This is a genomic window from Nocardioides sp. NPDC047086, from assembly GCF_040643685.1.
GTDB lineage: Bacteria > Actinomycetota > Actinomycetes > Propionibacteriales > Nocardioidaceae > Nocardioides.
Genome location: NZ_JBEYUV010000013.1, coordinates 1 through 13,375 on the forward strand (window position 1 = coordinate 1; position 13,375 = coordinate 13,375).

The 13,375-nt window shown below is 69.6% G+C and carries 10 protein-coding genes; 8 read left to right on the forward strand and 2 right to left on the reverse strand.

The window, feature by feature from the left end; translation table 11 throughout:
- Nucleotides 1–126 precede the first annotated feature (126 nt).
- A complete protein-coding gene (locus tag ABZ796_RS11650) occupies nucleotides 127–1,275 on the reverse strand; it encodes an acyl-CoA dehydrogenase family protein (RefSeq protein WP_357337050.1) in 1,149 nt (382 codons plus the stop codon).
- Nucleotides 1,276–1,395: 120 nt separating this feature from the next.
- Between ABZ796_RS11650 and ABZ796_RS11655 the strand changes: the two genes are divergently transcribed.
- The 4 genes from ABZ796_RS11655 (at nucleotide 1,396) to ABZ796_RS11670 (ending at nucleotide 6,192) form a co-directional block, all read left to right on the forward strand.
- Entirely contained in the window at nucleotides 1,396–1,989 is a 594-nt protein-coding gene (locus tag ABZ796_RS11655; protein WP_357337051.1) for a helix-turn-helix domain-containing protein, read from the forward strand.
- A 53-nt stretch (nucleotides 1,990–2,042) separates the two neighbouring features.
- On the forward strand, nucleotides 2,043–3,254 hold the full coding sequence (locus ABZ796_RS11660) for an acetyl-CoA C-acetyltransferase (protein WP_357337052.1): 1,212 nt from the start codon (nucleotides 2,043–2,045) through the stop codon (nucleotides 3,252–3,254).
- A gap of 134 nt (nucleotides 3,255–3,388) precedes the next feature.
- Nucleotides 3,389–5,554: a 3-hydroxyacyl-CoA dehydrogenase NAD-binding domain-containing protein gene (locus tag ABZ796_RS11665; RefSeq protein WP_357337053.1), complete on the forward strand. Its 2,166-nt coding sequence runs from the start codon at nucleotides 3,389–3,391 to the stop codon at nucleotides 5,552–5,554.
- Nucleotides 5,555–5,673: 119 nt separating this feature from the next.
- Complete coding sequence (locus ABZ796_RS11670; RefSeq protein WP_357337054.1) at nucleotides 5,674–6,192, forward strand: SPFH domain-containing protein; 519 nt, start codon at nucleotides 5,674–5,676, stop codon at nucleotides 6,190–6,192.
- A 24-nt stretch (nucleotides 6,193–6,216) separates the two neighbouring features.
- Here the strand turns inward: ABZ796_RS11670 and ABZ796_RS11675 are convergent, their stop codons facing one another.
- Nucleotides 6,217–9,030: a M4 family metallopeptidase gene (locus ABZ796_RS11675; RefSeq protein ID WP_357337055.1), complete on the reverse strand. Its 2,814-nt coding sequence runs from the start codon at nucleotides 9,028–9,030 to the stop codon at nucleotides 6,217–6,219.
- Between the two features lie 156 nt (nucleotides 9,031–9,186).
- Between ABZ796_RS11675 and ABZ796_RS11680 the strand changes: the two genes are divergently transcribed.
- The 4 genes from ABZ796_RS11680 to ABZ796_RS11695 all read left to right on the forward strand — a co-directional run bounded on the left by ABZ796_RS11680 (nucleotide 9,187) and on the right by ABZ796_RS11695 (nucleotide 13,351).
- Entirely contained in the window at nucleotides 9,187–9,738 is a 552-nt protein-coding gene (locus tag ABZ796_RS11680) for a PadR family transcriptional regulator (protein WP_357337056.1), read from the forward strand.
- Nucleotides 9,735–9,884 carry a hypothetical protein gene (locus tag ABZ796_RS11685; protein WP_357337057.1) on the forward strand — a complete coding sequence of 50 codons (150 nt, stop codon included), beginning with the start codon at nucleotides 9,735–9,737 and terminating at the stop codon, nucleotides 9,882–9,884. Before ABZ796_RS11680 ends, ABZ796_RS11685 begins: the two co-directional genes overlap by 4 nt.
- On the forward strand, nucleotides 9,877–10,599 hold the full coding sequence (locus ABZ796_RS11690; protein WP_357337058.1) for an ABC transporter ATP-binding protein: 723 nt from the start codon (nucleotides 9,877–9,879) through the stop codon (nucleotides 10,597–10,599). Before ABZ796_RS11685 ends, ABZ796_RS11690 begins: the two co-directional genes overlap by 8 nt.
- Nucleotides 10,600–10,675: 76 nt before the next feature.
- Nucleotides 10,676–13,351: an ABC transporter permease gene (locus tag ABZ796_RS11695; RefSeq protein WP_357337059.1), complete on the forward strand. Its 2,676-nt coding sequence runs from the start codon at nucleotides 10,676–10,678 to the stop codon at nucleotides 13,349–13,351.
- Nucleotides 13,352–13,375 lie beyond the last annotated feature (24 nt).

The following is a 13,375-nucleotide window of genomic DNA, read 5'->3' on the forward strand; positions in this document are numbered from 1 at the left end:
CCCGCCGCCGCTGGGCGGTGGCGTTCCTCCACCAACACGGTCCCATCGAGCGCGACAGGGGACCGTGTTGGTCTCGACACGCTCGGCCGCAGGCGGCCTCACGGCTCGACCAGCGAGGACCGGGCGTTACAGGCCGAGGTGGCGGCTGATGATCAGCTTCTGGACCTCGGTGGTGCCGCCGTAGATCGTCTGGATGCGGCTGTCGACGAACGCCTTGGCGATCGGGTACTCCATCATGTAGCCGTAGCCGCCGTGGATCTGGACGCCCTGGTCGACGAACTTCTTCTGCAGCTCGGTGGTCCACCACTTCGCCATGCTCGCCAGGACGGTGTCGGCGGTGCCGGCGTTGAGCTGGGTGACGGCGTCGTTGAGGAAGAGGCGGGCGAGGTAGGCCTCGGTGGCCATCTCGGCGAGAGTGAACGCGGTGTTCTGGAAGCGACCGATCGGGCGGCCGAAGGCCTCGCGGGTGCGGGCGTAGTCGAGGGAGAGCTCGAGGACCTGCTCGACCGCGGCGACGGCGATCGAGGCGACCGAGATGCGCTCCTGCGGCAGCAGGGTCATCAGCGAGATGAAACCGGAGCCCTCCTCGCCGAGCAGGTTCTCCTTCGGGACCACGACATCGGTGAAGGAGAGCTCCGCGGTGTCCTGCGCCTTCATGCCGACCTTGTCGAGGTTGCGGCCGCGCTCGAAGCCCTCCATGCCGCGCTCGACCACGAGCAGCGAGATGCCGTGGGCGCCCGCCTCGGGGTTGGTCTTGGCGACCACGATGACGAGGTCGGCGTTGATGCCGTTGGAGATGAACGTCTTCGAGCCGTTGAGGAGGTAGTGGTCCCCCTTGTCGACCGCGGTGGTGCGTACGCCCTGGAGGTCCGAGCCGGCGCCCGGCTCGGTCATCGCGACGGCGGTGATGATGTCGCCCGAGACGCAGCCCGGCAGCCACCGGGCCTTCTGCTCCGGGGTCCCGAGGTGGGAGATGTAGGGGACGATGATGTCGGTGTGGACGAAGAAGCCGGGCCCGCTGGCGCCGATCTTCGCCATCTCCTCGTGGAGGACCGAGTTGAACCGGAAATCCTTGATGCCGGGGCCGCCGTACTCCTCATCGACGTCGAAGCAGAGCAGCCCGGTGTCGCCGGCCTTCTTCCACAGCTCGCGCGGGACGATGCCGTCCTTCTCCCACTGGTCGTGGAACGGGACGACCTCCTTCTCGAAGAAGGCCTTCGCTGTCGCGCGGAAGTCCTCGTGCTCGGCTTCGTAGATGGTGGGCTTCGCGGGCATGACACTCCTTCGTCGGTGGTCGATCTCATCGGGCTCACGACTGTGACGCAAGACACCGACGGAGCAACTGTGACAGTAACACTGGCGAAGTAGCAACACTTTGGTCTACGGTCCCTGGCTATGACCGAGACGACCGATGAGCTGCTGACGATCGATGAGCTGTCGACCGTCACCGGGGTGTCGGTGCGCACGACGCGCTACTACGCGAGCCTGGGGCTGATCCCGCCCGCGATCAGGCGCGGCCGGATCGCCTACTACGGCCCCGAGCACCGCGCCCGCCTCGACATGGTCACCGCGCTCCAGGAGCACGGCTTCACCCTGCAGGCGATCGAGCGCTATCTCGCCAGGCTCCCGGCCGAGACCACCCGGGAGGATCTCGCGATGCAGCGCGCCATGATCACGTCCTGGGCCACCGAGCCGACCGACGACATCCAGGCCAGGATCGGCCGCGAGCTGATCGCTCTGGGGCTGCCCCGGGACGCGCTGGCCGCGGCGTACGCAGCGACCTCGCGCCTCATGGCGGACCTCGCCGCCGAGCTCAACACGATCCTGCGGGACCAGGTGATCGACCCGTTCAAGCGGACCCATCACACCCCGGAAGAGGCGGCGCGCCTGGAGGAGGTGCTCCCGCGGCTGCGGCAGCTGACCACCGAGGCCATCGTGGTGAGCTTCCAGGACGCGGTGAACCGGACGATTTCTCGCAATCTGTCGTGAACCTTTGGGCAACACCCTGTTGACTGTGACAGTTTTAGTGTCACAATCGGCGCATGGCTGAAGCATTCATCTATGACCACCTGCGCACGCCGCGCGGGAAGGGTAAGAAGACCGGAGCGCTCCACGAGGTCAAGCCGATCGACCTGGTGGTCGGCCTGATCGACGAGGCGCGCAAGCGGAACCCCAACCTCGACCCGGCGCTGATCGACGACGTCGTCCTCGGTGTCGTCACCCCTGTCGGCGAGCAGGGCGGTGACATCGCCAAGACCGCCGCCATCAAGGCCGGTCTCCCCGAGACGACCGCCGGTGTGCAGCTCAACCGCTTCTGCGCCTCCGGCCTCGAGGCCGTGAACCAGGCCGCCTCCCGCGTACGCGGCGGGTTCGAGGACCTCATCCTCGCCGGTGGTGTGGAGTCGATGAGCAAGGCGCCGATGGGCAGCGACGGCGGCGCCTGGGCGCAGGACCCCGACACCGCGCTCAAGACCGGCTTCGTCCCGCAGGGAATTGGCGCCGACCTGATCGCGACGCTCGAGGGCTTCAGCCGCGCGGACGTCGACCGCTACGCCGCCCAGTCCCACGCCCGCGCGGCCGCCGCGTGGGAGAACGGCTACTTCAAGGACGCCGTCATCCCGGTCGTCGACCAGACCGGCCTGACCGTCCTCGACCACGACGAGCTGATCCGCCCCGGCACCACCGCCGAGACCCTGGCCGGCCTCAAGCCGTCCTTCCTCCAGCAGGGCCAGGAGGCCGGCTTCGACGACGTCGCGCTGGCCAAGTACCACTGGGTCGAGAAGATCGACCACGTCCACCACGCCGGAAACTCCTCCGGCATCGTCGACGGCTCGGCTCTGATGCTGATCGGCTCCGAGGAGGCCGGCAAGGCCAACGGGCTCACCCCGCGTGCCCGGATCATCTCGGCCGCTGTCTCCGGCGCCGACCCGACGATCATGCTCACCGGCCCCGCTCCGGCCTCGCGCAAGGCGCTGGCCAAGGCCGGTCTCACCGTCGACGACATCGACCTGTTCGAGATCAACGAGGCGTTCGCCGCGGTCGCGATGCGGTTCATGAAGGACATGGGCATCGACGAGTCGGTCACCAACGTCAACGGCGGCGCGATCGCCATGGGTCACCCGCTGGGCGCGACCGGTGCCATCATCCTCGGCACCCTGGTCGACGAGCTCGAGCGTCAGGGCAAGCAGCGCGGTCTCGCCACGCTGTGCGTCGGTGGCGGCATGGGTATCGCGACGATCGTCGAGCTGGTCTAGCCCGCGAATGCTCACCGAGGTAACTCGGTGAGCGCCCACTTCCCTCGTGGAACTCCGCGAAGGAAGCGACAGCTGACCGAGGTACCTCGGTGAACATCCCGGGCCGTGCCCGACACAGACTTGAAGGAAGACAGATGAGCGAGACCGCAGTCCGCTATGACCGCGATGCCGACGGCATCGTCACGCTGACCCTGGACGACCCGAACCAGTCGGCCAACACCATGAACGAGCTGTACAAGACCTCGATGGCGGAGGCCGTCGAGAAGCTGTACGCCGAAGCTGACGACGTCACCGGCGTCGTGATCGCCTCCGCGAAGAAGACCTTCTTCGCCGGCGGTGACCTCAAGAACATGATCCAGGTGCGCCCGGAGAACGGCGCCCAGGTCTTCGAGGAGGTCGAGTCGATCAAGGCGACCCTCCGCAAGCTGGAGACCTTCCCCAAGCCGGTCGTCGCGGCGATCAACGGCGCCGCCCTCGGTGGCGGTCTGGAGATCGCGCTGGCCGCGCAGCACCGCATCGCCCTGGACGCTCGCTACGACATCGGCCTGCCCGAGGTCTCCCTCGGTCTGCTCCCGGGCGGCGGTGGCGTCACCCGCGTCGTACGCCTCCTCGGCATCATGACCGGGCTGATGGACGTCCTCGGCCAGGGCACGAAGTTCAAGCCCGCCGCTGCCCTCGAGAAGGGTCTGATCCACGAGCTGGTCTCCTCCCCCGATGAGCTCGTGCCCGCCGCGAAGGCGTGGATCAAGGCCAACCCCGACGAGATCGCCCAGCCGTGGGACAAGCCCGGCTACAAGATGCCTGGTGGCAAGCCGACCTCGCCGGCGCTCGCGGGCTTCCTGCCCGCGTTCCCGCCGATCCTGCGCAAGCAGCTCAAGCAGTCCGACATGCGTGCGCCGAAGGCGATCCTGTCGGCCGCGGTCGAGGGCGCGATGGTCGACTTCGAGACCGCCACCCGGATCGAGTCGCGCTACTTCGTCTCGCTGGTCACCGGCCAGCAGTCGAAGAACATGATCCAGGCGTTCTTCTTCGACCTCGGCGCCATCGGCGCCGGCACGCTGCGCCCTGACGGCGTCGAGAAGTTCAAGGCCACCAAGGTGGGTGTGCTCGGCGCCGGGATGATGGGTGCGGGCATCGCGTACTCCTTCGCCCGTGCGGGTGCCGAGGTCGTCCTCAAGGACGTCGCCATCGAGTCGGCGGAGAAGGGGAAGGCGTACACCGCCAAGCTCAACGAGAAGGCCGTCTCGCGCGGCAAGCTCACCCAGGAGAAGGCCGACGAGATCCTCAACCGGATCACCGCGACCGTCGCCCCGGAGGACTTCGCCGGTGTCGACGTCGTCGTCGAGGCGGTCTTCGAGGACGTCGCGCTGAAGCAGAAGGTCTTCAGCGAGATCGCCCCGTTCGTCAACGATGACGCGGTGCTCTGCTCCAACACCTCGACCCTGCCGATCACCGAGCTCGCCAAGGGCATCGACCGCCCGGCCGACTTCATCGGCCTGCACTTCTTCTCGCCCGTCGACAAGATGCCGCTGGTCGAGATCATCCGCGGCGCCGAGACCAACGATGTCGCGCTGGCCAAGGCGTACGACGTGGTCCAGCAGATCAAGAAGACCCCGATCGTGGTCAACGACAGCCGCGGTTTCTACACCTCGCGCGTCATCGGCACCCAGATCCAGGAGGGCCTGGAGCTGCTCGCCGAGGGCTTCGCGCCCTACTCGCTCGAGCGTGCCGCGACCCAGGCCGGATTCCCGGTCGGGCCGCTGCAGATCGCCGACGAGCTCAACCACGAGCTCATGGTCAAGATCGCTCGGACGACCCGGGAGGCCGCCGGCATCGAGGAGCCGACCACCACGGAGAAGGTGCTCAACCCGCTCATCGAGGCGGGTCGTTCCGGCAAGCTCAAGGGTGCCGGCTTCTACGACTACACCGACGGCAAGCGCGGCTCGATCTGGGCCGACCTCGGCAGCGTGTTCCCGGTCGCCGAGAAGCAGATCCCGATCCGGGACGCCGAGGAGCGGATGCTCTTCATCGAGGCCCTGGAGACGGCGAAGTGCTTCGAGGAGGGCGTCATCACCTCCGCCGCGCACGCCAACATCGGCTCCATCTTCGGCATCGGCTTCCCGCCGCAGACCGGTGGTGCGGCCCAGTTCATCACCGGCTACGAGGCCGCCGACGGCTCGATCGGCATCGACGCCTTCCTGGCCCGTGCCGACGAGCTGGCCGAGACGTACGGCGAGCGGTTCCGCCCCACGCAGTACCTCCGCGACCTCGCGGCGAAGGGTGAAGGCTTCCCCGCCTGACCTACGGCACATGTGGTGAACCGGCACGGATCCTGTGAAGGAACCGTGCCGGTTCGCCGTTCTCGAATGGGTGGCAGCGCCCATTCGAAATCGGCTGCGGGCCGAGAAGACTCGAAGCCATGGGGGAGATGGCGACGGTTCTGGTGATCGCGGCGATCGCGGTCGTCCTCGTGGCGGCCTCGTTGGTACGTCGGGCGCCCCGTGGTGAGTGCCTGGTCGTGACCAGGCACCGGCGGATCGTCCGGATCGCCTCCGACTCGATGACTTTGGCGGTCCCGGGCTTCCACGAGGTGCTCGAGTGGCCGACCGGCCCGATGGAGATCGCGATCGTCGTCCGGACCCGGACCGCCGACGCCCAGGACGTACGCGTCCTCGCGACCTTCACCGTCGAGGTCGACCCGCCTCGGGTCGGGGCGGCGTACATCGACCCGCGCGCGGTCCTGCACACGGCGCTGGAGCGACGGGTCTCCGACGCGGTCCGCGCGCGTCCCGCGTCGCGACTGACCGGGCCCGATGGCCTCACGGCCGCCATCGAGGGCATCCGGATCGACGGTCTCGCCGCCGGTGTCGTGACCGACATGGTCATCGACGAGGTCGATCTGCTGCTGCACCCCGGCCGACCCGACGATGACGGCTGAGGTCGCCGTCACCGTCGGGGAGGGTCATCGGATCACGCTGGTTGCTGCGGAGGTGCGCACCTTCGTGTAGTAACCGGTCTTGCGGCCGGTCACGCGGACTCGGATCCGGTCGCCGCGGTCGACCGTCTTGAGCCGGTACGTCTTGCCGGTGGCTCCCTTGATGACCTTGCCGTTGCGCAGCCACTGGTAGGAGAACGTGATGCCGGACGGGCTCCACGTGCCTCGGGTCGCGGTCAGCAGCCGGCCTACGGCCTTGGTGCCGGTGATCTTCGGTGTCGCCGAGCTGAGGTAGCCCGCGCTGATCGCACCGGTCGCCGCGCTCGTCCTGACCCCTGGGTTGGCCGCGGGCCAGGAGGACGAGTAGGCGGTGACCCTGACCTGGATCTTCCGGGCGTGGTCCGCCCCGGTCAGCTTGTACGTCGCCCCGGTGGCTCCGCTGATCGCGGCACCGTTGCGCAGCCACTGGTAGCGCCAGCTGGTCGCGGTCGGGCTCCAGGAGCCCTTCGACGCGGTCAGCGTGTAGCCGACCCGCTGGGTGCCGCCGACCTTCGGCACGGCCGTGTTCGCGATCGTCTGCGGGGTGCAGCTGTAGAGCTCCAGCTCGTCGATGAACCAGCCGATGAACGCATCCGACTCGTCGCCGCGTACGACCCACTGGAACTGGACAGTCTTGCCGGCGAACGAGGAGAGGTCCACCCGGGAGGCGGTCCAGCCGTTCGAGTCGCCGCCGAAGCCGGACAACGGCTTGTCCGGGTTGCTGAGCAGCAGCTTCTGCTTGGGCCCGTTGACCCACGCCGAGGCCGGGATCGCGGTCGCCTTGCCGTCGATGACGAGCCGGACCTCGCCGCCATCGATGTGCACCGTCGGGTGGTCGGGCGTAGCCGGATACCACTCGAACAGGTGCCACTGGGAGAAGCGGACGTAGGTCCGCTTGCCCGACGGCACCTTGAAGGCGCTGGTCGACAGGATGCTTGCCGTCGGGTCACCGTATGCCGCCGGGTCGGGGTCCCAGCCGAACTCGGAGCCGTTGCCGTCGCGGTCGTTGGCGGGGACGCCGACCGAGGGATCGGGAGCCTGGGTCCACAGGACCCCGCGGCTGAGCGACGGGGTGGTGATCGCGGCCTTGTTCAGGCTGCCTGCGGGGCAGGTGTTCGGGGCGTCTGCCGGACGGACCGCGCCGACCTTGGTCGGTGACTTGGCAAGCTCGGTCGCCGCTGTGGCGAGCCGGACCTGGGCGCAGTCCTCAGCGGTGAAGCCGGAGGTGCCGGCAGCAACCAGCACGTCACAGCCGCTGGCCAACGTGCGGCCGAGGTCGGCGTACTGGCTTCCGGAGACGAGATGCTGGATCGCGTAGAGGTAGAGCGTGGCGGTCTTCTGCAGGCTCGCGTCAGCGCCGTCGATGCCGGTGATCGTGCGGCCGTTGAACGTGCCGCCTTGGGAGATCAGGTACGCGGTCTTGTTGCCGACGCCGCTGTTGGTGTGTACGCCGCCGTTGTCGGCGTACAGGCTGTTCTCGTCGGCCTCCCACAGCGCGCTGGTCATCCGGTCGGGCTGGTCGAGGATCGTCGGGTCGGCCATGTCGCGCAACGCGCCGAGGCGGGTGTCCTCGCCGATGCGCCAGTCGGTCGGGCTGTCGTCGGCGGTGGCGTAGCGGTGGTCGAGGATCTCGCCCATGACGTCGGCCATCGACTCGTTGATCGCGCCGGACTCGAACCAGTAGAAGAGGTTCGAGCTGCGCTCGACGACACCGTGAGTCAGCTCGTGGGCGATCACGTCGTCGCTGCCCATGCCGCCGCCGGCGAAGAACTCCTGACCGTTCCAGTAGGCGTTGTTGTAGGGGGAAGCCGCACTGCAGGCCTCAGCCGGGTCGCAGTAGCGGACGTTGGCGGTGATTGCCTTCGCCGTACCGCCCGACTGCCAGCCGAGCAGGTCGGTGAGGTCGATGCCGAGGCCGGCGTACATCTCGGCGGTGGCGCCGACGATGTCGTACGCAGCGTCGACCTCGGTCACACCGGTGGCCGCGTCGCCCTCGCGGCGGGCGACGCGAGTGCTGGACGTGCCGCACTCCTGGGGGACAGTGGTCGCCGTGCGGGTGTTCTGCCAGTCGCAGATGCGGCGGTTGGCGTGCGCGATCTCGTCGACCCGCATGAGAACGCGGCCGCTGGTCGCGTCGACCAGGACGGTCTCGCGGATGGCCGAGCCGTCGGTCACGGTGAGCCGGCGGACGCTGGCGGTGCCGACCTGCGGGCCGCGGACGAGCTCGTCGTCGTAGAGCCAGACACCCTGGTCCTCGACGGTGAGCCGGTTGGTGGTGCTGCGGTGGGCCTTGGTGACGATCTTTGTGGCGGCCGCGGCCGCCGAGGCGCGGCTGACGTTCGCCTCCGGCGCCGAGGTGGCGTCGGAGAGGCTGGTGGCTGCGGAGTTGAGCCCGCGCTCCTCATCGAGGCCGACGACGACCTCGCCGCCGAGGACCGGGAGGCCATCGACGTACTGGTCGAACCGGGTGACCGAGCCGCCGCCGACGGCTGCGGTGGTGTTCTGCTCGCGGAGGTCGAGGTCGTCGGTGCCGAGGGCCTCGCCGGCCCGGGTGAGCTGGGTCCGGGCGGCCTTGCCGGGCGCGACCGAGGCACCCAGCGGCTCGGCCGCGTCGCTCTTCGCGCCGATGAAGTCTGCGTCGCCGGTGGTGTTCCGATGGATGGTCAGGGGGACGCCGGTGCGGTCCTTGTAGGTCGCGATCGGGTCGGGTTCGGCGGCGTACGAGGTCATCGGGATGACGCTCACCCCGCCGAGAACGAGTGACGCCGCGGCCAGCGCGACGACACGTCCATGACGTGACACTTCTTGTCCCTTGGTCAGGTGGCTGGTGGATGCCGACCCGAACCGGCCGCGGAATTGTTTCATGCAAGGGGAGGCATCGGCAGCGGAATTTCGGCTTGCCCTTGGATGCATACTCGGTATATACATACTCAGTAAGTAATCAAGGGAGGTGATCGAGTGTCCGTGAAACACGCACTGCTGGCGCTGCTGGAGAAGCCGCGCTACGGCTACGAGCTGCGCGCCGAGTTCGAGCAGCGCACCGGGGCCAGCTGGCCGCTGAACGTCGGGCAGGTCTATACGACCCTGTCGCGACTCGAGCGTGACGGCCTCGTGGAGGCGGGAGGGACCGACGCGGAGGGACGGTCCCTCTACCAGCTCACCGAGGCCGGCAGGGTCGAGGTGCAGGGGTGGTTCGACACTCCGGTGGAGCGTACGCAGCCACAGCGCGACGAGCTCGCGATCAAGCTCGCGGTCGCGGTCGCGGTGCCGAGCGTGGACGTCGGCAAGGTCGTCCAGCAGCAGCGCAACGCGACGATGCAGGCGCTCCAGGGATACCGCCGCCAGTCGCGATCCGGAGCCGGCGAGGACCTCGCCGGCGGGCTGGTCCTCGATCGCCTGATCTTCGCGGCCGAGGCCGAGATCCGCTGGCTCGACCACTGCGAGGCCCGGCTCCGCCGGGCGGCCGCGTCGAGCACCGCTCCGGACCCCGTCGACGGAGCGGGCCGATGAACGCCGCTCTCGCCCACGACCTGCGCCGCCTCAGCCACGACCAGAACCGCTGGCTCGCCGACGCCCGCGAGCGGCTGAGCCGCCGCACCCACGCCACGCCCGTCAAGCCGGGCACCACCTCGACCAAGGAGTCCACCGATGAGTGAACCCGTCCTCCGGCTCACCGACGTGAGCCGCGTCCACGGCACCGGTGCCGCCGAGGTGCACGCCCTGCGTGGCGTCAGCCTCGCGGCGTACGCCGGTGAGCTGGTCGCGATCATGGGGCCGAGCGGCTCCGGGAAGTCGTCGCTGCTGACCATCGCCGGCGGCCTCGACTCACCGACCTCCGGGTCGGTGCGCGTCGACGGCCAGGATCTCGACGAGGCCGGGGTCAGCGGGCGCGCCAAGCTGCGGCGTACGTCGATCGGCTATGTCTTCCAGGACTTCAACCTGATCCCGGCGCTGACCGCCGCCGAGAATGTCGCGCTGCCGTTGGAGCTCGACGGCGCCGGGCGCCGCCCGGCGCGGGACGCGGCGCGGAAGGCGCTCGAGGAGGTCGGGCTCGACGGCTTCGCCGACCGGTTCCCCGACGAGATGTCCGGCGGGCAGCGGCAGCGGATCGCGATCGCCCGGGCGATCGTCGGCAATCGCCGACTGATCCTGGCCGACGAGCCGACCGGCGCCCTCGACACCGAGACCGGCGAGGACATCCTCAAGCTGATCCGCGCGCGCTGCGACGCGGGCGCGGCCGGCGTGCTCGTCACCCACGAGCCGCGCTACGCCAGCTGGGCCGACCGGGTGATCTACGTACGCGACGGGCTCGTCGTCGACGAGGCCGGCGAGACGCCGAGCACGGTGCTCGTGGACGAGGTGGAGGCATGAGCGAGCGACAGCGAGCGACAACAGGCCTCAGGCCGCCGCGTCCGTATTCCTCGCTCTCTGCGACGGAGGCGGCGGCATGAGCGGCGGCCTCGGCGGCTGGCGGCTCGCCCTCCGCCTCGGGCAACGGGAGGCCCGGCGGGCGAAGTGGCGCAGCCTGCTGGTCGTCTTGATGATCGCGCTGCCGGTGGCGGGCGTGACCGCGGTCGCGGTGACGTACCGGACCTATGACGTCGACACCGTGGAAGGTCTCGACCGCCGGCTCGGCACCGAGGCCGCGGCCAGCATCGACGTCCAGGGCTCCGCTTCGGTGCGGCAGGGCATCGATCCCGAGAACGCGTCCGAATGGCTGGACGAGTCCGACGCCGACCCGCTCGACGCGGCGGGGGTGAGGGCCGTCATCGGGGACCGTCCGCTGCTCGCGGCCGAGGACCAGACCTTCGACGTACGCACGGACAAGGGGGTCACCTGGGCCAGCGGTCTGCAGACGGATCTGAACGACCCGCTCGCCGCCGGGCTGGTCCGGCTGACCGACGGACGACTCCCGCAGAGCCCGGACGAGGTCGTGGTCAACTCCGACCTCGCGTTCCGTGGTCCGGGCATCGGCGAGGAGCTGCTGATCCCCAACGGCGACACCGACGAGACGCGCAAGATCGTCGGGATCGTCGAGTCGGCGGACGTACGCAACGACCCCTTCATCGCCGGGCAAAACCTGCCGGTGGACTACACCAGCGAACGTTCGACCTGGCTGGTCGGCGGTGGACCGGTGACCTGGTCCGACATCGAGGACCTGAATGCGGCGGGTGCCTTCGTGCTCTCGCGCTCGGTCGTCATGGACCCGCCGGCAGCGGCCCGCGCGGCCGACAAGGAGCTCCGTCCGCCCATGGGCGCCCCGGACGCGTCCGAGCTCGTGGTCCTCGTCCTCATCGTCGTCATGGTGATCCTCGAGGTGGTCCTGCTCGCCGGGCCGGCGTTCGCGGTCGCGGCCCGGCGCCAGGCGCGCGACCTGGCCCTGATCGCGGCCTCGGGAGGGACCGCTCGACAGTCCCGGCGTGTCCTGCTCGGGATGGCGATCGTCATCGGTGCTGTCGCGGCTGTCGTCGGTGCCGTCCTCGGGGTCGGGCTGGCGCGGCTGCTCCAGCCGTTGGCTCAGGACCAGGTCTCGGCGTGGTTCGGCCCGTTCGAGGTGCCGTGGCTGCAGGTCCTGGCGGTCGCGGTCATCGGCTTCGCGGCCGCGATCTGCGCGGCCATCGTCCCGGCCTGGATCGCCTCGCGACAGAACGTCGTCGGCGTACTGTCCGGGCGGCGGTCCGAGAGCCTGCCCTCGCGGCGCTCGCCGATCATCGGCCTCGTGCTCGTGGCCGCCGGGGTCGCATCGGCGGCCTTCGGCACCCGGAACGCGCTCAGCGGGATCCCGATCGCTCTCGGCGTACTGCTCTGCGTCGCCGGGGTGCTGTTCATCCTTCCCGCCCTCGTGTCCGCGGCAGCGCGGTTCAGTGCTCGGCTGCCGTTGGTGATCCGGTTCGCGACCCGCGACGCCGATCGGCACCGCACCCGGACGGTGCCGGCTGCCGGTGCGATCGCGGTGACGGTGGTCGGTGTGGTCACGCTCGGGATCGCGTTCAGCAGCGATCAGGAGCAGAACCAGGAGAGCTACCTGCCCTCCTTCGCCATCGGCGACGCCGTGGTGCATCCGCGGCACAGCGCCGCCGGGGGCGACGTCGACCCGGACGCGACGAGAGCGCGGTGGGAGAACGTCGCCGCGCAGGTCGAGAAGGCCATCCCGGGAGCGAGCGCGGCACTCACGTACGGTGCGACGACCGAGGCCGACGGGCAGTACGTCGCCGTCGAGACCGGCGATGGTGGGTCGATCCCGCTCGACACCACCATCGGCGAGTTCGGGGACCTCGTCGTCGCCGACGCCGACGGCACCCTCCCGCCGGCCGTGGCGCGGTCGCTCTCCGAGCGCGACGCCGCCGCTGCCACCGAGACCCTGCGGTCCTCCGGTGCGGTGGTGTTCACCACCGACGACGAGCTGAGGTCTTCGCAGCAGTCCGCGCGACTGGTCATCAAGGAGTGGTCGGAGGAGGAGCAGACGGATCGCGACGCAGTCACCGTCGAGGTGCCGGCGACCTACCTCGACGTCGGTGAGCGGGCTTCGCCGGCGTACGCGGTCGTGACGCCGGGGATGGCGCAGAAGCTCGGTGTCGAACCGCGGGTCCTGGGCCTCTACATCGAGAACGCCCGGCTCGGCGCCGATGCCGAGACGGACCTCGACGAGGCCCTGGCCGCCGGGCAGTTCCCGACGACGATCCTGGTCGAGCGCGGCTACCAGGAGACGGACACCGCCGTGATCGTCTGGCTGCTCCTGGTCACCCTGGGGGCAGTGCTGATGATCGGTGGCGCGCTGACCGCGACGCACCTGGCGCTCAACGACGCCCGCCCCGACCTGGCGACGTTGTCGGCGGTCGGCGCCAGGACGCGTACGCGACGCGGGGTCGCTGCCTCGTACGCCCTGGTCGTGACGCTTCTCGGGGCCGTCCCGGGAGCCCTCATCGGGTTCGTTCCGGGGATCGCGATCAGCTTTCCGATCACCACCGAGGGCTGGCCGGAACGCGACAGCGTCGCCGCGCACTACCTCGAGATCCCGTGGGAGCTCGTCGGCATCGTGGTCGTCGGGCTGCCCCTGCTGATCGCGCTCATCGTCGCGGTCACCACCCGCGGTCGGCTGCCGATGGTGGCCCGCGTCGAATAAGCACCTGTGGCGGGCCGAATCCTC